The sequence below is a fragment of the Halomicrobium sp. HArcht3-1 genome (assembly GCF_058933345.1).
On sequence record NZ_JBZYDM010000008.1, the window covers coordinates 66,991 to 87,407 of the forward strand.

Below are 20,417 nucleotides of genomic sequence, written 5' to 3' on the forward strand. Positions count from 1 at the left end.
TGTTGTCTCTAACAATGATGCCGGCCAGTCCACAGCGAACTGCGATGAGCGACACCACGACCACGCGACGACGGCTCGTACAGGGAATCGGCACGCTCGGGTTCGCCGGTCTCGTCGGCGGGACAGTGAGCGCGCAGGAAGGAACCGAGACCGACGGCACAGCGACGGTCGACGAGGACACGGCGGCGATACGTGTCGCCCACGCGGTCGCCGACGCGCCGGCGGTCGACGTACGCCTCACCACCGAGGGTGCCGACGGTATGGACGCCGACGGCACCGCGACCGAGGCGGACGGTGCCACGGCCACCGAAGGAACCGCGACCGGCGGCGACCAGACGAGCGAAATCTCGGTCGCCGGTCTCGGGTTCGGCAGCGTCACCGACTACCGGGAACTCGATCCCGGCACCTATCGGCTGGAGATCATCGCCGCCGGCGGCGGGCTGATCGACCAGATCCTCGAGATCTTCGAGGGCGACGGCGAAGACGAGACCGTGATCTTTCAGGAGACCGTCGAGGTCGACGCCGAGACGGCCTACACCGCCGTCGCCTTCGGCGAACTCGCCGAGGGACCCGCTGGCGCTGGGACTGACACAGCACCCACCGAAACCGAGGCTGAAGACGCCGACGAGCAGACCGGGACCGAAGCGAGCGATAGCGCGGACACTGCATCCATGACTGTCAGTGCCGGTCGAGGGCTACAGGTCGACGTGCTCGAAGACGACCTCAGCGACCCCGGAGAGGAAACGGCCCGCGTCCGACTCTTTCACGCGGTCCCCGACGCAGAGACGGTCCGGGTCACCGCGCGAACCGCGGGCCAGACGGCCGCCACGGTCACCGAGGACGGTGGCGTGGGCACCGCGACAGAGGGCCAGACGGCCGCCACGGTCACCGAGGACGGTGGCATGGACACCACGACAGAGGGCCAGACGGCAGGTCAGGAGACGGCGGCCGACGGCGGTGCCGGAGCCGAGACGACCCTCGTCGAGGCCCTCTCCTTCGGCGAGTCCGAGACCGTCGAGGTCGAGGCTGGCAACTACTCGGTGACGGTCCAGCCAGTGGGCGACGCGGCCGGCGACGAGGACACACCGACCGACGCCGGCGTCGACGAGACCGAAACAGGTGTCGAGGAAACCACGACTGGAACCAGTGATGAGGGGCGCGGGCGAACGGCCGAGGTGTCGTTCGAGGGCGGCGGCGCGTACTCGGGATTCGCCGTCGGCTACTTCGACCCAGCGGCCGCGGCGGGCCAGCCGACCGGTCCCGCTGGCGAGGGCAACGACACCAGCATGGGTGACGAGAGCAGTGGACAGGACGACACCGACACCGGCGCGGGCAACGAGACGACACAGCAGGACGACGGCGAGCGCGCCGAGCGCGTCCGGGACCGTGACTTCGAGGTCGTCACGGTACAGGACGCACGGGACGGCGAGCGCGCTGCGGGCGGCAACCGCGGCCTGCTGTAAGAGCCGGGTCCCAGAGCAACAGCCACCTCACATTTTTCACGTCGCCAGCTGACCTGCGGATATGCCGACGAGTGAGTACGACCCGGGCGAGACGCTCCGCCCTGCGACGCCCGACGGGTACGCAGCACCGATCGAACTTCACTACCCGATGGCCGTCCTCGTCGCTATCGTCGCCCTCGTCGTGCCCGTGGCCCTGCTCGTGTTCGGGTCGCTGCTGCGGATCGGTCAGGGAGACGCGCTCCCCGCACTCTTGGGCTACGAGGCGACCGACGACGGCTTCTCGTTTACACTCCCGATCGCGCTCGCAGTCGTTTTCGTCGCCACCGTCGCCGTCGTGACGGTGCTCCACGAACTCGTCCACGGACTCGTGTTTCGCCTGCAGGGGTACGAGGTGTCCTACGGTGCGGTCCCCCAGATGGGGGCGTTCTACGCCGCAGCATTCCACCAGTTCCAGCCCCGCGACGAGACGAGACTGGTGGCGATCGCACCCCTGCTCGTCCTCGATCTCCTCATGCTCCCGCTGCTGTTCGTCCCGGTGCCGATGCTCGCGTTCGCTGCCTTCGTCGGCCTGCTGCTCAACACGGCCGGATCGGCCGGCGACCTCTATATCACGTGGCGGCTCCTGCGCTATCCGCCGGGGACGCTGATCTACGACGCCGACATCAGACACATGTACGTGTTCGTACCCGAGGAGTGACACTCACTCGTAGCCATGGCGACCCAGCGGGTCGAAGACGCCGCCGTCGGCTCGGATCTGCATCCAGTAGAACACGAGGACGACCGGCGCGAACGGCCCGGTGAAGAACGAAGCGACCGACGGCAGAGCGAGTCCCCGATCAGGTCATCTAGCTTTCGTATCATGGACCGCATCCAGCCAGTCGACGACTTCGGCGGTCGGTTCGATGGCGTCTGCACTCCCGGTGTGAGACGGTGGATTTGGGAACTTTCAGACCTCGGCAAGGCGGTCGTAGATCTCACGGTGTTCTTCCATGTCCTGTTTGATGACGAGATGACTGATCCGTCGACGGAGCGTCTCGTTTTCGCGGATGTCCTCGAACGAAAGCCGGCCGGCTTTCAGCGCCTCAGCGATTTCCGTCAACGAGATGTTTGCAGGGTCTTGTCCGAGGTCGTCGACGCTCATGATATCTCTCTACTCGTGTCTACGGTTTAATCTGTCGGGGCATGTCACCCGTCGTCTTCGTCATTCGTGGATACGGTATCGGCGACCTCGTGCAGACGATCGAGCGTGTCGAAGATCGTATCGAGGAATTCGCCCGTGTCGTCCTTCGTCGTGATGTCGTCGAGATACTCCACAGCGACATCGGGAGCGACGAAATCCTCGCGGATCGAAACGAGGATGAGCATGGATTCGAGTTCTTCTTGATACGAGAGGTCGTAGCCGTTCCAGAAGTAGAAATGGACTGTGCTGGCGAGTGCAGTCCGTTTGTTCCCATCGACGAACGGGTGATTCGCCGCAAGGAGGCGCATCAGCTGATACGCTTTCTCGTGCAGTGTCTCGGGTCCCGCTCCGAAATGCCCGTGCCGGATATGATCGAGTGCATACTCGATGTCACCACGGTGTTTGAGACCGGGTTCGGCGTTCGGGTCGTCGTCGATGATATCGTCGTGGATGTCGAGAATATCATCGACAGCAGGGTACCACAGTTCCGTGGTATCGTCATCGATGTCCCGGTCTCCGTCCGAGTCGTCGGCCATCGTGATACGAGGGAGGAGGGCAGTGCTTGTAAGACTCCGGGATCAGCCACTCACTTCGCCTTCAGATTGTGGACGGCGTCGAGCCAGTCGACGACCTCGGCGGTCGGTTCGACGGCATCGGCGATGGCGTCGGCGGACTTGTAGGCCATCGGGGCTTCGTCACGCACCGACTCGACGACGGACTCCGAGTAGACCCCTTCCATGGCGGCCTCGAAGTCGGCCATGTCGACGGACCGGTGGGCTTCGCCACGGCCCATCACACGGCCCGCACCGTGGGGGGCCGTGTCGTTCCACTCGGCGTTGCCCTTGCCACGAGCGAGCAGTGACCCCTCGGCCATGTTGAAGGGCACGACGAGGCGCTGGCCCTCGCGGGCAGGGGTCGCGCCCTTGCGGATCGTCAGGTCCCGGAAGTCGACGTAGTTGTGGATCGACTGGAACCGATCGACCGGTTCGACACCGAGTGCCTCACAGATGCGGTCGGCCATGACCTCACGATTCCAGCGGGCGTACTGCTGGGCGAACAGCATGTCGACGTAGTAGCCGTGGGCTTCCCGGCCGTCGAGGTAGTCGAGGTCGGTGTTGCGTTCGCCAGCATCGGGCCGCAGGTCGCCGAGGCGGTCGAACACGGCTTCGATCTCGCTGCCCTCGAAATCCGCGCGGATGGCGTCTTTCTGCAGATGGGACTCGCCCTTGCCACCGGTGACCCACGCGTAGAGGTCCTGCTCGTCGACTTCGCCGGGGTCGAACTTCAGGTAGTCGTGGAAGCGCTCGGGCAGTGACTCGCGGATCGTCGCGACGTTGCGCCGCTCGGTCGCTTTCGCCTGCCAGTACTCGGCGACTGACTTCCCGAGGTAGCGCGATCCGCTGTGGATGACGAGCCAGTAGTCGCCGGTCGTCTGGGCGCGGGCGAACTCGACGAAGTGGTTGCCACCGCCGAGCGTCCCGACGCCCCGGATGACGTAGCCCATGCTCTGGCGCTGGTCGGCCAGCACGCGCTCGCACAGCCCCTCGAAGTAGTCGCCGTCGTACCCCTCGAAGTCGAACTCGATAGGGTCGATCTCGGTCCCGAATCGGTCCTCGAACGCTGCCGCGAACTGCTCGAACACGTCGTTGGCCCGCTCGAAGGGAAAGTCGTCGACGAGGTGGACCGACTCCTCGTAGTCGTGGACCGACTGGCCCATCGGGACCGCTTCACGGACGCGGCGCTCGCGCTCCTCGTCCGAGAGGGGGAGGTCGTTGCCGAGATTCACGGCAGCCATCCCACAGCCAACGTCGACGCCGACGATGTTGGGCACGATCCGGTCGGAGAGGGGCATGGTGAAGCCGATGGGCGCGCCCGCTCCCCAGTGGGTGTCGGGCATCACCCGCACCGGTTCGGTAAAGGCCGGATGGTCGATCAGTTCGCGAATCTGGTCGAGACAGTTCTCCTCGACCAGCGACTCGTCGTCGACCATGATCCGAGCCGTGGTGTACTCGCCAGTCAGTTCGATCGCCATTGCCAGCCCGTAGGCCGGTCGGCCGCATGAACGTCACGGTCGCGTGTGGGCCACCCTCATCCCAGCAGCGAGTCGACTGTCTCGGCAAGCCCCGACAGGAGACCGCCGGGCCCGCCGCCGTCCTGCTGTGAGACGGTCACGGTCTCCGTCTCGACCGTCGCAGTCGGTGTCGGCGTCGCCGTTTCGGTTGGTGTCGGCGATGCAGTAGCTGTCTCGGTCCCAGTAGCGGTTGGCGTTGGCGTCGCCGTTTCGGTTGGTGTCGGCGTTGCAGTAGCCGTCTCGGTCGCAGTAGCGGTTGGCGTTGGCGTCGCCGTTTCGGTTGGTGTCGGCGTTGCAGTAGCCGTCTCGGTCGCAGTAGCGGTTGGCGTTGGCGTCGCCGTTTCGGTTGGTGTCGGCGATGCAGTAGCCGTCTCGGTCGCGGTGGGTGTCGCTGTCGGTGTCTGGGTCGGCGTCTCGGTCGCTGTGGGCGTCGGCGTCACGGTGACGGCGAACGAGGCGTTCCAGCGTCCGTCGACCGGCACGTCACGACCGTCGGTCGTCTCGGCCCGTGCGGTGTAGTTGCCAGCACCGAGCGTCGCAAGCGAGAGCTGTCCGGTCGTCGCCGGATCGACGGTGAATTGCCGCGGTGGCCCGGTCTCGTTGTCGAGGGTGAGCAGAACCGCCACGTCGTTTGGATTCTCGACGGTGAGGTTCTCGGGACCGACGGTCAGTGAGAGCGACTCCAGATCCGGCGGCAGCGTGAACTCGCGCTCGGTCGCGTTGTCCACGGCGACTGGCGTCCCGTCGGTCGTCACCGCAGTGAGCGTGTAAGTGCCCGGATCGAGGCCTGCGATCGAAGCGTTGACACCGGGGTCGATCGAGCGTGACAGCACCGTCCCGGAGGCGTTGGTCAGCGTCGCCACCAGTGGCTGTTCAGTGGGGTTCGCGACCCAGACGAGGCGGTTCCCGACGGTCACGTCGACCCCGAGCAGTTCTTCGGGTGGCCTGATCGGGGCGTACAGGCCGTCGCTGTCGATCGGTCCGGCGAGACTGCCGTCGCCGGGTGTCGCGTCGGTGCCGTCGGCGGCCCACGCGGTACCGTTGTAGCGCCAGCGTTCGACGGTCTCGTTGTCCGGAGTGGCCGCGTACGAGAAGCGCAGTTGTGCGGTGTCGGCGAGACCGGTGACGTTCAGGCCCGGACCGACGGCCGTCGCGCCGTCGGGAAGCGTCGGTAGCGAGCCGACAGTGACCGGATCGAGAGCGAGCGACTTGCGGTCGAACGCCACCGTCGTCGTCGGCCCGAAACGGAGGTCGGTCGCGGTGACGGTTCCGTCACGCGCGTCGAAGGCGAGGCCCTCACTGTCGGTGACGGAGACGTTCCTGACGGTCGTGGTGCTGGCGATGGTGACGCCGGCACCGTTCGACCGGACGACGGTGTCGCTGACGGTCGCGGGAACGCGCGCATCGATCCGCAGGCCGACACCGTCGTTGTTCGCGATCCGTGAGCGTTCGATCGACGACGTGCCCATCGCGGACAGCACCTCGACGCCCGGACCGGCGTTCTCGGTGACGGTCACGTTCTCAAGCGTCGATCCGGTGTCACCCCGGAACTGGACACCGGTCCCACCGTTGGCGCTGACGACGGCGTCCTCGACCCGGAGCGAGACGGCGGCGCTCGTTAGCACGCCAACCTCGGCGTTCTCGCGGACGGTCGACGACCGGAGGGTGGCCGATGCCGCTTCGACGGCTGACACGCCGATTCGGTTGTTCTCCACCGTGGCGTTCGAGACCGTCGTCGGGCCAGCGGTCGCGACGTCGATCCCGACGCCGTTGTTCGTCGTCGTGACTGTATCGACGGCCATCGTCCCGCCGTAGAGGGCGATTCCCGCGTCGTTCTCGCTGGCGGTGACGTTCTCGATTCGCACGTCTGTCGGGCCGCCGAGACCGCTGACGTGGACCTGCACGCCCGCGTTCCAGCCACTCGCGCTCAGATTCCGGAGCGTGACGTTCTCGATGCGCTCCTCGGCCTGACTGTCGACGAGGACGCCGGCGTTGGCCTCATCGACACCGAGGTCCTCGACCGGACCGTCCCCGTCGATGGCGAAGCCCTGCCCCTCGATCACGACGTTGCTGGCCTGCACCTGAAGACACGAGCGGTCACTGCTCGACCGGATGTCCGCGACGACCTCGTAGCGGCCGGGGTCGGTGATCGCCCGGCAGGTGTCGATCGTCCGGTCGACGGCGGGACCCTCGACCGTGATGGTCCGCTGGCTCGCGCCGTCGAACTGGACCGGCCGGCCGTCAGCGGCCTCGCCGGTCAGCGTGTAGTTGCCGGGATCGAAGCCGTCCGTGACCGTCGCGTTCGCCGGCACGTCGACCGTTCGATTCCCCTCGGTCCCTGCCGCCGTCACGTTGACCGCGGTGTCGCTCGGGTTCTCGAAGGTGACGTTCTGATCGGCGACTTCGACAGAGACGTTCACTGTCGGCGACGGAGTCGGCGATTCTGTCGGTGACGGAGTGGGCGACGCAGTCGGTGATGGAGTGGGCGACGCAGTCGGTGACGGCGTAGGCGTCTCGGTGGGTGACGCAGTCGGTGACGGCGTAGGCGTCTCGGTGGGTGACGCAGTCGGTGACGGAGTAGGCGACTCGGTGGGTGACGCAGTCGGTGACGGAGTAGGCGACTCGGTGGGTGATGGAGTGGGTGACGGAGTAGGCGACTCGGTGGGTGACGCAGTCGGTGACGGAGTAGGCGTCTCGGTGGGTGACGCAGTCGGTGACGGAGTAGGCGTCTCGGTGGGCGACTCGGTGGGCTGTTCCGTGGTCGCTGGCGGCGCTTGAGCGACCGTGATCGAGGTCTCACGCTCGCCGTTCAAGAAGACCACCCGGCCGTCGTCAGCCGTCCCCGTCAGGGAGTACGTACCGGCGGGCAGCGACTCCGTCACCGTCGCGCCCGGCGGGACACTGATCGACCGAGTGTCACCGTTTTGACCGGCAGTGACCGTCACCGCGGTCCCGCTCGGATTCGCGACGGTCACGTTGCCCGGCGCAGTCGTGACCGAGAGGTTCGCGAAGGCGTCGCCCGGCACGAAGAACGTATCGAACGATGGGAGTCCGTTGACCCGGGCCGCGCTGCCGTCGGGACCCCGCGCGGAGACGGTGTACTGCGGTGGTTCCGTCACCGAGATCGGGAGCGCGCGGGTGGCGCTCTCTCCCGCCGGAACATCGAAGGAGTGCGGCGATCTGATGCCGCCGACGGAGACGGTCACACGACGGTCGGCGGGGTTCTCGACACGCAGTGTCAGCGTCTCGAAGTCGACGCTGGCGCGGATGTCCGGCGTCGGCGACTCGACGGTGATCGTCGCGACAGGCTGATCGTTCACCTGCACGCGGCGACCGTCGGCGGCGCTTGCGGTCACGCGATAGGTACCGGGATCGAGCTGCTGGCTCACTGTCCAGTCACGGGGCACGTCGAACGTCGCTGCGGTGGAGCCGTTCCGGGTGATCGTGACCGTCACACGCTGGTCGTTGGTGTTGTCGACGGTCAGCGTCTGGCCGTCGATAGTCGCTGCGAGCGACCGGAGTTCGGCACCGACAGTAAAGCGCAACTGCGTGCGCCCGGCGAGACGGACAGTGCGCCCGTCTGCGCTCTCGGCCGTGAGCGTGTACTCGCCGGGATCGAGCGCGCGGGTCACGGACTCACCGGGCGCGAGTGTGAGCGTCTCGAAGGCACTTCCATCGCGACTGATCGTCACCGTCGTCGCGAGGTCGTTGGGGTTCGCGAGGAACAGCGTCTCGTCGTCGACCGCGGCGACGAGACTCCTGAGTTGCTCGGGGTCCGTCCGTTCTGGTTCGGTGACCGCACTGCGGGCGTAGACGACGACCGTCACGTCGTTGTCCACGTCGACGCTGGCGGCGATGCTCGCCGTGTCGGCTGCCGCGCGCTCGGTGCGGCGCTGTAACTGCTCGGTGTCGACCGCCTGGCGCTGTGCGAGCAAGAGCGCGCCCTCGCTGGCCCCGAGCGCGGCCGACTGGATCTGACGTACCGTCGCCGCCTGATACTGACTGAGCGCGCCGCTGGCGGCACTGTCGGCGACGACCTGAATCTGGACGATATTGATCTGCTGGATCTGGATGATCGTTCCCTGTCCGGCCCCCGCAGCGGCGGCCTGAATCTGGGAGACGTTGGCGATCTGTTGCTGGGCCGCGGTTCGGGCCGCACCGCGGGCCGCGCCGAAGGCGGCCTGCTGGATTTGGACGACGTTGACGACCTGAATCTGGACGAGGACGCCGCTTGCTGCACCCTCGGCCGCGGCCTGTACCTGCTGGACCGTGGCGTTCTGGGACTGGCTGAGCGCGCCGTGTGCGGCTCCGACCGAGGCCTCCTGAATCTGGGTGACGGTGGCGTTCTGGCTCTGGGCGAGCGCCCCGCGACAGGCACCGCGAGCGGCGGACTGGATCTGCGTGACAGAGACTTGCTGGCGCTGGAGCAAGGTGCCCCGAGCGGCCCCCATCGCGGCCTCCTGTACTTTCTTGGGGTCGGTGTCGGCGTCGCTCGACGCACCGCCGCCGGCCGCACCGAACGCGGCGGCCTGAATCTGGGTGACGGTGACGTTCTGACGCTGAACGAGCGACCCGTAGGCGCTGCCCTGTGCGGCCTCCTGAATCTGGGAGACGACGGCGCGCTGGGCCTGTCCGGCGCTACGAGCGGCCCCCGCTGCCGACCCCACCGCGGCGAACTGTAGCTGACTGACGTTGGCGCGCTGGTGCTTTGCGACGACGCCGTGGGCCGCGCCGTAGGCGGCCGCCTGTAGCTGTGTGACGTTCGCCTGCTGGAACTGTGAGAGCGAGCCAGCACTGGCACCGTAGATACCCGCCTGCAGTTGCGTGACGTTGGCGCGCTGGCTCTGGAGCAGTGCGCCGTGGGCCGCCCCGCGGGCAGCGGCTTGCACCTGTTCGACCGTGGCGTTTTGCACCTGCGCGGCCGCCCTGACGGCGCCGTCGATGGCTGCCTGCCGTTGTTCCTGTGTGACGTTGATCCCCTGTTGCTGTGCGAGTCGCGCGCCCACTCGCGCACCGCGGCGGGCCGCCCGCTCGCGCTCATCGGAGAGGAGTACCTCGGCACCCGGGTCGACGCCGGCGAGGGCCTGCAACTGATCGCTGATCGCGTCGTAGTCGACTGTGTCGTCCGGTGGTGTCTGCTGGGCCGGGACAGTCTCGCCGTCGAGCGCACCGACGCTGATCGACGGCGCGACGACGCTACAGACGAGCAGGGCTGTCAGCACGAGCGCCGAGCGCACGGCGCTCATCGCGACCCTCGCTGTCCGAACACTGGTCGCGAACGATTCGCTGACGGCCGGCATCGGGGCGTGACGAGAGTCATGGCTGGGGACCTGTGACGTTGGGCGAACTAGTCACTCAATGGATAGATAAAGCTGAACGACCGTTATCCGTCGGACCGTGGGCTTCAGACGGGCTTACGGCACCGAAGCGCGAGCCTTCGGGGACAGGCCTGTCGGTCCCTGATCGCGCCTCGGTCGTCGTCGTCGCGTAAGTATTACCAAACCGAACAGTTCAGTCGTCGCTCGCCAGCAGGCCGTATCGGTACACGTCGACGTACTCGCCGTCGATGAACGCCTGTTCGCGGTGGACGCCTTCACGCTCGAAGCCGACTTTTTCGAGGACGCGCTGGGACGCCTCGTTGTGGGCGAAGGCGTTGGCGTACACTTTGTGCAGGCGACGCTCCGCGAAGCCGTACGCGACGAGCAGGGACGCGCCAGCGGTCGCGTAGCCGTTGCCGTGGTACTCGGGTGCGAGCCAGTATCCCAGTTCCGCAGTCCCCCACGTCTCGTTGACGTTGTTGAGACCGACGACACCGACTGGATCACCGTCGATACAGACCAGCAGGTGGACGTCGTCGCTTTCGACGACGCGGTCCTCGTACCACGACTCCTCGTCGTCCGTCGTCACCGGCTCGGACACGCCGAGACCGGCGCGAACGGCGGGATCGTTCAGCGCCTGCTGGCAGAAGTCGAGGTCCGCGCGCTCGACAGTTCGCAAGCTGACATCGTCACCGTCGAGGAACACTGCTCCGGGCATACCGGGAGGCTGTCGTGGCTGGCACCTGAACTTTTCCCCAGCGTGTCACGACTCGTCACGGTGGCCCACGGCAGCGCCACGCCTCGGCGAGCAGGCCGTACTCGTAGAGATCCACGTGTTCGCCCTCGACGAACGCGTGGTCGCGCCGGGTCCCCTCGCGTTCGAACCCGACCTTCTCCAGCACCCTCGCCGAAGCGGGATTGGTCGCGTACACGTCCGCACCCAGTTTGGTGAGGCGGCGCTCCTGAAAGGCGTAGCGCGCGAGACAGTCGACGGCATCGGTGGCGTACCCCTCGTTCCAGTGGTCGGGGTGGATCGCGTACCCGACCTCGCCGTAGCCCCACGGATGGTCGTCTTCGTGGAGCGAACAGCTACCGACCGGGTCGCCGTCGACGCGGATCAAGAAGTGGTACTCGCCGTCGCCGGCACCGTCGACGAACTCCTCGTGGTCGGCCACTGTCATCGGCGTCGAGTGCCCGATACCGGCCCGAACGCGGGGGTCGTTCAACAGCGACGTGACGAACGCTCCGTCGCCCGGCGTCTCGGGATGCAGCGTGACGGACTCGCCACGCAGAAACGGAGTCTCGACCATAGCCTCACTGTCGCCGGGACGACGGATGATCGTTCTGGCTCATTGTGCAGTACTCACACACCTTCCATTCTTGTCGCCGTCGGCCCACCATCAGGTATGCTCGATGCTGGCGATCCCGCTCCCGACTTCGACCTCCCGCGACCGCTGACGGATGGTGACCAGACGTATCGACTCTCTATTGCGGCCTCCGAAGCGCCCGTCGTCGTCGCCTTCTTCGACATCGCGGACCGCGAACGGGCCGTCGAGATGCTCGACGCGCTCGCCGGCACCGACTGGGCCAGCGTGATCGATCGCGTGTCCGTGTTCGGGATCGGTGTCGGCCCGCTGGACGATGTGGAACGACTCGCTACCGATCTCGACCTCCCCTTCCCGCTTCTCGCGGACCCGGACGGCTTCTTCGCGGATCGCTACGGCGCGCTGGCCGAGACGCCCGACGGCTGGCACGCTCGTCGAGCGCTGTTCGTCGTGGATCGACGCTGTCGGATTCAGTTCTCGTGGAGTTCCGACGACGATGCTGCGTCGATTCCGCTGGCGGACCTGACCGCGGCGCTTGGATCGGTCTAAACTGTCGACGATGCGGCAGCCACTCTTCCGAAACACCAGAAAGTCCCACCTCCAGAGACTGGCCGACCGGCCGACGTGGGTGGGACTGATACGGAAAGTTGTAGTTGCTTACCGGTGAGCGTCGGCACGGGGTAGACGCTCACCGGTAAATCGCTACAACCGTCCGTATGAAAGGGGCTGGCGCGCTCGGTGAGCCCGGACGAAGCAAGCACCGGAGGAGTGAACGAAGTGAGCGGCGAGGCGCACAGCGAGTCCCGGTCGCCGAGCGTGCCAGGGGCTTTCTGGTCGTTCGAAATGATGGTGGTGTCAGTCGTGATGATCACGAGAGCTGCTAGAGTCGAACCGCTCAAGCCCCGGCAGTCGAACACGTGTGTATGGGAACGATGCTGGACACGCGCGAGGCACAGGCCGAGACAGTGATCGAGCGCCTCCACGAGGAGTATCCCGATTCGACTATCTCGCTGCACTACCGCGATCGACTCGAACTGCTCGTCGCGGTCGTCCTGTCGGCGCAGTGTACCGACGAGCGAGTCAATCAGGTCACCGAAGACCTGTTCGAGACGTACCAGTCGGCGGCCGACTACGCCGAGGCCGACGAGGAGCAACTGGCCGAGGACATCTACGGCATCACCTTCCACAACAACAAGGCCGGCTACCTGAAAGAGGCGGGCCAGATCATGGTCGACGAGTACGACGGCGAAGTTCCCGACTCGATGTCCGGCCTCACCGACCTGCCGGGCGTCGGGCGCAAGACCGCCAACGTCGTCCTCCAGCACGGCCACGACATCGTCGAGGGCATCGTCGTCGACACGCACGTCCAGCGACTCACCCGACGACTGGGGATCACCGAAGAAGAACGCCCGGAAGCGATCGAGCAGGACCTGCTGCCCATCGTCCCCGAATCGGAGTGGCAGCAGTTCACCCACCTGCTGATCGACCACGGCCGGGCGGTCTGTGACGCGCGCAACCCGGACTGTAGCGAGTGCGTGCTGGCGGACATCTGTCCCTCTGAAAAAGGCGACAGCGACGTGGATCTGGCCAGCGGCGAATCGTGGGACTGACGCCGCTCATACTGTCGGCTGTCCGTCTGTGAAGCATTTCGCCACTGCGGCTATCTCGAAACAGTTACAGCCAACAGTATCAGTCGTCGGCAGTCGCGTGGGGCGTCGTCGATTCGGGGGCCGCAACGTCGTCCTCGATCGGGGTCCACTCCAGTTCGCCGTCGTAGTCGAACGCACGGTGGTCCTGTGTCGGATCGACGACGGTCAGCGAGAGCCAGCCGTTGTCGAGCAGTTCCGTGACGGTCTCGTTGTCGGCCAGCACCTCGGTGACACGGTCGACGGGCGCGTGGATCACCGTCGAGAGGCGCAGTGGCTGGTGGTACGGCTCGTCGTCGGCGGCCATCAGCGACTGGAGCGGGAGGCCGGTCAGTAGGTCGCCGCCGTTGCCCTGATAGACGCCGACGTTGCCAACGGGGTTGTGGGTCACCTTCGAGCCGCTGCCATAGACCGCGTTGTCGACCGTCGCGAAGTAGTACTGCGTGTTGATCCACTGGGTGACGACCATCGGCCCGCCGACGATGGCTTCGAGGGCGTCGCCGTCGGGATCGGTCGCCCAGTCGTAGGAGTGGAGGAAGGCGCGCCCGTCGAGGTCGAGGTCGTCGGTGAGTTCGCGCGGTCCGACGACGAAGCCGGCGTTGCCGGCCAGCCCCCACTCGGGGCGGGTCTCGGCCCAGTCGGCGGCACGGCGCTCGGTCTCGCGGACACCAGAGTCGGCGTCCGAACCCATGTCTGTGGCGCGCTCGGCGGCCGCGCCTTCGCGTGCGGTTTCGAGGTCGGCGCGGAGTTGCGCGATGTCGTCGGCGTGGCTCTCTGGCACCTCGCCGTCGTACAGTTCGATCTCGTCAGTGGTCGTGTTGTGCTCACCAGCGACGAAGACGGTGTCGTCGGGGACCTCGTGGCCGCGCTCGCGCAGGTCGGCTTTGACCGCCTCGTCGTTGCAGATGGCCGCGAGCACGCGGGCGCTCGGGCCACCGGGGTTGCCGGCGCAGGCCCCGCAGTCCAGACTGGAGTCGAACGGATTGTTCGTCGTCTCGCTGGCGTGGCCCGTGAAGACGACGACGCGGGCGAACTGCTCCCAGCCCATCAGGTCGAACGCCGTTTCGGCGTACTCGACTTTCTCCTCGTGGGTCATGCCGACCGGGAGATCATCGGCGTAGGAGTGCTGGTGGTCGACGAGTGGCTCGGAGACCTCGTGGGCGTCCGGCGTCGCGTCGTCGGCGGCGTCGAACAGGTCGTGGACGCGACCCGGGAGGAGCGTACGGGCCGCGAGCGCCAGTCCGTAGCCGCTGCCGGTGCTCTCGACGAAGCTGAAGGCCGTACTGGGGTTGGACTTCAGCGTCTTGACCACTCCGCTTGCGGCCTCGGAGATGGCAGTCCAGCGGTCGTGACGTGCCGTCTCGTCCCCGCAGGTCGGCATCTCAGTGACGTGGTGCTCGGGGTCGAGGATCGGCGGGCAGGCGTCGACGCGCACGTCCGCGTCGTGGCCCTCGTAGCGCATCGGAACGCCGAAGAAGCCGGCGTAGCCGTGGGTCTCGTAGTTGCCGGTGGCTTCGACGTGGCGACGGACGATCTCGGAGCGCGTGTCGATACAGAAGACGAGCTGTGCGTCCGGGCGCTGGCCCGCGTCGTCGTCGACCGCCGCGCTCGCGTCGGTGAGCGAGTCGACGAGTTCGCCGCGGTAGGACGACTCCCACGCGGTCAGCCAGACTTCCGGCAACGGTACGTTGCCGCCGGTCCCGCTCGATGTGTCACTACTCTCGGGTGCCTCGGTGGGCGTGATCGGGGCGTCGAACTGGTCGGCGAGGGTCAGGCGCACCGCGAGGTACTCCGGCAGCGTGATCGGATACGTGGACTGCCACGCGGCGTCGTCGCTCGCGCGTTGCTTGATCAAGCCCGTCCAGCCCGGGAGCGCCGCAAGCTGACACTCGAAGATGTCCTGCCACTGGCCCAGATCGTAGTCGGTGAGGACCGTACGGATCGCGTCGGCTGGCTCGTCGTGGAGGTCGGCGATGGCGTCCGTGTCCGGAATCTCGCCGTCGTGGACCGCCACGGTGCGGAACGCGTCGTAGAACCCCTGTTCGCGGTTGGGCATCGGCCACTCGGCCGTCCCCTGATCGAGGAAGGCCGCCAGCCACTTTGTCAGGACCGCGTCGACGCGGTCGGTGGCGGTGGTCGCCGCTTCCGTGTCCGCTGTCGCCCCCGCGGCGGCTAGCTGTTCGAGCGAGGCTTCAGGATCAGCGACGTAGCCGTGGGCCGTCAGTTCCGAGCGCAAGACCTCGGTGTCGATCTGGCCGGCCTCCCAGGCGCGACGGAACACGTCGGCGCTCGGGTAGCCATCGCCGCCGAGCAGCTGTTCGGCCTCGGCGACGGCCTCGTGGAACGGCTGGTCTTCGAACCCGGCGAGGGGGTTTGCAGTCACGAACGAATGGAGCGGCCAGACGGAGCCGACCGCGTCGGCCGCGTCGTCGATACTCTCCTCGATAGCGGATTCAGTACTCATTGTAGTCCTCCGTCGTAGTTAGCAGCGTGTCGGTCGGTGGTGTAGTGGCGTTCAACAGCGCCACGTACAGGCGCTGGCTGTGTCTGTAGACACCGGTCTCGACGGCCAGATACACCGCGAGGAAGGCGACGGCGACGAGCATGTGGATCGGCGTTAGCTCGGTCGCGTAGCCGACCCCCGGAAGCCCGCCGAGCAGTCCCTCGATGACGCCGTAGACGGCGGCGTACACTGCAATCGCCGGCAAGGCGACCAGCGGGACGGCGACGTAGCGGACCGAGGTCGGGAGCGACGCCCCCGTGACGACCTCGCGGGCGGCGTGTAAGACCGTTAGAACGACGAGTCCCACGAGCAGGAGACCGCCGCCCAGTTTCGTCCCCTTGCCGGTGAGTCCGGCGAACAGAAGTCCGCCCGCGAGCGCGGTCGCGACGATAACCGCGATGCCGGGGACGCCGACCGACGCGCTCGTGTCGGACTTCGAGGGGTGTTCGTGTTCGACCTGACTCCCCGCTGCGAGGAACTGGTAGGCCTTGTAGAAGCCGTGCAGGATCAGGTGCGTGACCGCCGCGCCGAAAAAGCCCAGTCCGGCCTGCATGATCATGAAGCCCATCTGCCCGACCGTCGAGCAGCCAAGCACCGCCTTGGCGTCCGTCTGGACGGTCTTGAGGAGCTTTCCGAGGAGGGCACTCGTCGCACCGACGACGACGAGCGCCAGCATCACACCGGCTTCGGCGGTGACGACTGGAGCGAAACGCACCAGCAAAATGGCACCGGCGTTGACGAAGCCGGCGTGCATCAGCGCCGAGGCCGGCGTCGGCGCGGTCATCGACGAGAGTAGCCACGTGTGGAAGGGAACGAGTGCGGACTGGAGCATCGCCGCCAGCACGAGCGTGCCGGCCACGAACACGAGGGTCGGCGTCGAGAACGTTCCGACGCTCCCGACGACGGCGGAGACGGTCGTCCCATCGGTCGTCCACCACAGCGTTCCGAGGGCGACCGCGAGCAGGCCGCTACTCGCGAGGAAGTAGCGGCGGGCAACGCTGGCGGCGGCCTGTGCCTGAGGCCATCCGTCGACGTGGCCGATCAGACTCGCCATCGAGAGACCCATCGCGAGCCACGCGAGACCGAACAGGACGACGTGGTCGGCCGCGACGAGCACCATCACGGCGATGGTGAAGGCGAACACGCGCCCGAAGAACTGATCGATCGTCGCCGAGCCAGCCATGTAGCGTTTCGAGTAGCTGTGGACGATGCCGCTGAAGAAGGTCACCGCCACCCACATGACGGTCGTCAGGCCGTCCACGTTCGCGATACCGGCCAGTTCCCAGCCGGAACCGTCGGCAAGTCGGACAGCGAGCGCGCCGAGGCTCCCGGCAAACAGGAGCCAGACGAGTCGGGTCAGTACCGTCGCCACGCGTGAATCCGTGCTGCTCGGCGTCGGAAGCTGTCCTACCGTCGTGGGCTGCTCGTGTCCTGTCATCGTTTGGTCCGTCTGCGACCGATCACTGTCACGGCGACGCCCTTCGCCGCCATATCGAAGTTCGGTCGTCTTCACCCACTGCTACGAACAGACTGTCTATTAAATCTATCCATACGACCAAAACGTTCGTAAGATACACATTATAGAACATTATGTTTCTTGATCGTGCGGCATCGTCACACATACCTCTCCGAGCCCGCTTTCCCAGTGAGACCCCCGAAATCGGGCAGGAGAGGGTTCACACCCCTGCAGGCGGATCGTGACTGTGGCTGTGGAACGTGGAACGGGTATCGTTCGAGATATATGCCTTCGCGACCGAATCGTTCGCAAGAGTCGAATATCACCATGGAAATGTTCGAAGGGACGATACTGGCCGGTGAGCAGTTCGAGCCGATCCGGGGACGCGTGGTCGTCGACGACGGGCGGATCACTGCCGTCGAGGAGACCGAGACGCAGTCGACCGACATCGTTCTCCCGGCGTTCGTCAACGCACACACGCATCTGGGCGACTCCGTCGCGAAAGACGCCGCTTTCGGACTCTCACTCGAAGAGGCCGTCGCACCGCCCGACAGTCTGAAACACCGCCGGCTGGCCGACGCGGACCGGGACCAGCTCGTGACCGCCATGCGCCGGACGCTCCGGTTCATGCATCGGACTGGGACGATCTCCTGTCTGGACTTCCGGGAGTTCGGTGTCGCCGGTACCAAGGCGCTCCGAGCGGCCGCCGAACCACTGGACATCGAGCCGTTCGTCTTCGGGAGCGACGACGTGGCTGTCCTCGACGTGGCCGACGGTTTCGGAGCCAGTGGTGCGAACGACGACGACTTCACACGCGAGCGCGAGGCGACACGCGAGCGGAACGTGCCCTTCGCGATCCACGCCGGTGAACCGGATGCGACGGACATCCATCCCGCACTCGACCTCGAACCGGACCTGCTCGTCCACATGGTTCACGCGAGCGCCGAGCACCTCGACCGCGTCGCCAGCCAATCGGTCCCGATCGCCGCCTGTCCACGGGCAAACGCCATCCTCGGGGTCGGTCGCCCGCCGATCCGGGATCTGCTCGATCACACGACCGTCGCGTTCGGGACGGACAACGTCATGCTGAATCAGCCGTCGATGTTCCGCGAGATGGCGTACACGGCGACGCAGTTCGACGTAGACGCGCGTGAAGTACTCCATATGGCGACGGCCGCCGGTGCCGAGATCGCCGGTCTGGACTGCGGTGTCGTCGCCCCGGACAAGCGGGCAGCCTTGCTCGTACTCGACGGTGACTCGGACAACCTCGCCGGCACGACCGATCCGGTCGAAGCCGTCGTCCGCCGGGCGACCGCACTGGACGTAACGCGCGTCGTGAGCTAGCTGTCTCGCGTTTCGTGGTGCTTCGGATCGAACTTCCCGAACGGCGTCGTCTCGTGGCTCCGAACGAGAACTTCGTCGGCGACGGTCAGTCCCATGTCGAGCAGTTGCTGGGCGACCGGCGTGATGTCGCCGTCCGATTCCCCGACGGCAGTCACGAGGAGATTCTGCTCGCCGGTGACCAGTTCCTGTACCGAGACGACACCCTCGATGGCGAGGATGTCGGGGACGATCTCGCCCCGTTCCGGGATCGACGCCGTACAGAAGAGCAACATCCTGAGTGGGTACCCCGAGGCCTGATAGTCGACCTCGGCGCTGTAGCCCTTGACGACCTCCTCGGATTCGAGGCGCTGAATCCGCTTGCGGACAGTGCTGTCCGAGGTCTCGGTTCGCTCCGCGATGTCGCCCGACGACATGTTGCGTGCGTCCTCCTGCAGCGCGTACAGGATCGCCTTGTCCACGTCGTCGATAGTAGTGTCACCCATACGCCACCGTCGCGGCAGAGACACTTTACGTTTGTACGTTGGCCGGCGCTCACCGTCGAGCAGGCCACCGATCAGAGCGCGTACCGGATGACGTAGCGCACGACGCCGACGACGTAGGCCAGCAGCCAGAAGATCACGTAGCCAAAGACGCCGATGCGAAGACGACTGCGCCAGTGGTCCATGCGCTCGCCCCCGATCTCGTCTAGCAGCACGTCCTGATCGTAGTCGTGATACAGGTCGTGTTCGTACTTCGCCCGGAAGATCCGAACGATGCCGGTCCCGCCGAACAGGAGCATCGCGTAGGCCTGCAACCCCAGCACGGCATGCAGCGCCGACAGCCCACCGAACTGATCGGGAAGTCGTGGCATCATCCAACCCACCATTGGCACCGTCGTCAGCACGAGTCCCGTGACGACGAACTTCAGATGATGCATCAGGACGTTCCACGTGACGGGTTCGGTCTCGATGATGTAGTACGCACCGTACAGGAAACAGGGAAGACTCAGGGTCACGGCGACGAACACGACCGTTGCGACGAGACCGTCGGAAACCATACCCCACCCTAAGGAAAGGGGTCGCTAAAGCGTGCCGGACACACTGCCGGCGAGCGATAGGCGGGACGGCAGTGATTGGAGGAACGCCGAGTGATAGGCGGGGCGGCAGTGATGGGAGTGGCGGCGACTGATAGGAGATGTCAGAAAGCACAAGAGCGTTCGCACGCTAGGTTCGGGCAATGGCCGACCCAGATTCGACGCCACCGGCAGATGCCCCCGAGCAGGGGCCGTCGAGCGCCGACGAGCAGCAGGGGGCGACGGCCGACCGAGAGATGGACCCCGAACAGGAGGGGGACGGGGACACGGACGACCAATCGGTCGAGGCACTCCGTCGAGAGGTCGAGCAGAAGTACGACTTCGACAACTTCGGCCCCGAGGACATGGCGAAGATGAGTGCCGACGAGTGGGAAGCAGCCTTCGACGAGGAAAGCTGGATCACCGGCTCGGCACTGCTCGACCGAGTGGCCGACGATCTGCGCAATCGAGTCGCCAACCGGGACGTGTTCGCCAAGATCGAGCGCCACGACGATCCGAATCGAGTGCTCGCCTACTCGGACGAGGGGTACGCCCTCGTCTTCCCGGACGGCACCGTCGAGGGCCACGGGACGGTCCTGCGGGACGTGAAACCGACCGTCGCGCTGTGCTCGATGGACGACTACGACGTACCCGAACCGACGAGCGAGAATCCCCTCCCCTCGCCCGAGGAAGTCCCGGAGGGTGGCAGCGAACTCGGCAACTGGATGATCCAGGCCATCGCCGGCACGCAGTTGCTCGCCGGCCTGATCCTGCTCGTCGGCGGAGGACTGGCTGCCGCGGGCGTTTTCGGCGGCGTCGGTGCCGGTCCGATCGTCCTGATCGTCGCCGGACTGGCCTTTATCGCCATCGCGCTCGTCCTCTTCTTGGTCGTCGCCAACGCCCGCCTCTCGGATACGTTCCGCGCCGAGGAGTACCGCGACAGGCTCCGGGCCGTGGGGCTGGCCGACGGGGAGCGACCGGACTTCGTTCCGGCGCTCGAACCGGCCGGTGACGGCAGTGGTGACGAACAGCAAGGAGAGGGATAACGGAGCCTGCTGGC

Annotated in this window: 16 protein-coding genes; 6 read left to right on the top strand and 10 right to left on the bottom strand. The window is 66.4% G+C overall.

What is annotated here, in order from left to right; genetic code table 11:
• Positions 1–44: 44 nt before the first annotated feature.
• Together AC5FRW_RS13955 and AC5FRW_RS13960 are read left to right on the top strand one after the other, a co-directional pair.
• The gene (locus tag AC5FRW_RS13955; protein WP_493569069.1) at positions 45–1,463 is read left to right on the top strand and encodes a hypothetical protein; all 1,419 of its coding nucleotides are present in this window, start codon (positions 45–47) and stop codon (positions 1,461–1,463) included.
• 61 nt (positions 1,464–1,524) lie between these two features.
• Entirely contained in the window at positions 1,525–2,160 is a 636-nt protein-coding gene (locus tag AC5FRW_RS13960; protein ID WP_493569070.1) for a DUF3267 domain-containing protein, read from the top strand.
• A 249-nt stretch (positions 2,161–2,409) separates the two neighbouring features.
• Here the strand turns inward: AC5FRW_RS13960 and AC5FRW_RS13965 are convergent, their stop codons facing one another.
• The 6 genes from AC5FRW_RS13965 to AC5FRW_RS13990 form a co-directional block, all read right to left on the bottom strand.
• Positions 2,410–2,604 carry a hypothetical protein gene (locus tag AC5FRW_RS13965; protein WP_493569071.1) on the bottom strand — a complete coding sequence of 65 codons (195 nt, stop codon included), beginning with the start codon at positions 2,602–2,604 and terminating at the stop codon, positions 2,410–2,412.
• Positions 2,605–2,648: 44 nt separating this feature from the next.
• The gene (locus tag AC5FRW_RS13970; protein ID WP_493569072.1) at positions 2,649–3,179 is read right to left on the bottom strand and encodes a type II toxin-antitoxin system death-on-curing family toxin; all 531 of its coding nucleotides are present in this window, start codon (positions 3,177–3,179) and stop codon (positions 2,649–2,651) included.
• 50 nt (positions 3,180–3,229) lie between these two features.
• Complete coding sequence (locus AC5FRW_RS13975) at positions 3,230–4,675, bottom strand: RtcB family protein (protein WP_493569073.1); 1,446 nt, start codon at positions 4,673–4,675, stop codon at positions 3,230–3,232.
• 56 nt (positions 4,676–4,731) lie between these two features.
• Positions 4,732–9,960: a right-handed parallel beta-helix repeat-containing protein gene (locus AC5FRW_RS13980; protein WP_493569074.1), complete on the bottom strand. Its 5,229-nt coding sequence runs from the start codon at positions 9,958–9,960 to the stop codon at positions 4,732–4,734.
• A 265-nt stretch (positions 9,961–10,225) separates the two neighbouring features.
• The gene (locus AC5FRW_RS13985) at positions 10,226–10,750 is read right to left on the bottom strand and encodes a GNAT family N-acetyltransferase (RefSeq protein ID WP_493569075.1); all 525 of its coding nucleotides are present in this window, start codon (positions 10,748–10,750) and stop codon (positions 10,226–10,228) included.
• Between the two features lie 55 nt (positions 10,751–10,805).
• Positions 10,806–11,342 carry a GNAT family N-acetyltransferase gene (locus tag AC5FRW_RS13990; protein ID WP_493569076.1) on the bottom strand — a complete coding sequence of 179 codons (537 nt, stop codon included), beginning with the start codon at positions 11,340–11,342 and terminating at the stop codon, positions 10,806–10,808.
• 96 nt (positions 11,343–11,438) lie between these two features.
• Here AC5FRW_RS13990 and AC5FRW_RS13995 point away from each other — a divergent pair, with 96 nt between their 5' ends.
• Both AC5FRW_RS13995 and nth read left to right on the top strand, forming a co-directional pair.
• Complete coding sequence (locus AC5FRW_RS13995; RefSeq protein ID WP_493569077.1) at positions 11,439–11,906, top strand: redoxin domain-containing protein; 468 nt, start codon at positions 11,439–11,441, stop codon at positions 11,904–11,906.
• Positions 11,907–12,280: 374 nt separating this feature from the next.
• Entirely contained in the window at positions 12,281–12,967 is a 687-nt protein-coding gene (gene nth, locus AC5FRW_RS14000) for an endonuclease III (RefSeq protein WP_493569078.1), read from the top strand.
• 79 nt (positions 12,968–13,046) lie between these two features.
• Here nth and AC5FRW_RS14005 read toward each other — a convergent pair whose 3' ends face one another.
• Positions 13,047–15,467 carry a DUF2309 domain-containing protein gene (locus tag AC5FRW_RS14005; protein ID WP_493569079.1) on the bottom strand — a complete coding sequence of 807 codons (2,421 nt, stop codon included), beginning with the start codon at positions 15,465–15,467 and terminating at the stop codon, positions 13,047–13,049.
• Positions 15,457–16,944 carry a proton-conducting transporter transmembrane domain-containing protein gene (locus tag AC5FRW_RS14010; protein ID WP_493569080.1) on the bottom strand — a complete coding sequence of 496 codons (1,488 nt, stop codon included), beginning with the start codon at positions 16,942–16,944 and terminating at the stop codon, positions 15,457–15,459. The genes AC5FRW_RS14005 and AC5FRW_RS14010 overlap by 11 nt, the downstream gene beginning before the upstream one ends.
• A 345-nt stretch (positions 16,945–17,289) precedes the next feature.
• Between AC5FRW_RS14010 and AC5FRW_RS14015 the strand changes: the two genes are divergently transcribed.
• The gene (locus AC5FRW_RS14015) at positions 17,290–18,306 is read left to right on the top strand and encodes an amidohydrolase family protein (protein WP_493569081.1); all 1,017 of its coding nucleotides are present in this window, start codon (positions 17,290–17,292) and stop codon (positions 18,304–18,306) included.
• Here the strand turns inward: AC5FRW_RS14015 and AC5FRW_RS14020 are convergent.
• On the bottom strand, positions 18,303–18,788 hold the full coding sequence (locus tag AC5FRW_RS14020) for an Lrp/AsnC family transcriptional regulator (RefSeq protein WP_493569082.1): 486 nt from the start codon (positions 18,786–18,788) through the stop codon (positions 18,303–18,305). The two genes, AC5FRW_RS14015 and AC5FRW_RS14020, sit on opposite strands and share 4 nt — an antisense overlap.
• Positions 18,789–18,859: 71 nt before the next feature.
• Positions 18,860–19,342, bottom strand: coding sequence for a DUF7321 family protein (locus AC5FRW_RS14025; protein WP_493569083.1), 483 nt, complete (start codon positions 19,340–19,342; stop codon positions 18,860–18,862).
• A 179-nt stretch (positions 19,343–19,521) separates the two neighbouring features.
• On the opposite strand from AC5FRW_RS14025, the gene AC5FRW_RS14030 reads away from it, so the two are divergent.
• Positions 19,522–20,403: a DUF7319 domain-containing protein gene (locus AC5FRW_RS14030; RefSeq protein WP_493569084.1), complete on the top strand. Its 882-nt coding sequence runs from the start codon at positions 19,522–19,524 to the stop codon at positions 20,401–20,403.
• The last annotated feature ends 14 nt before the right edge of the window (positions 20,404–20,417 follow it).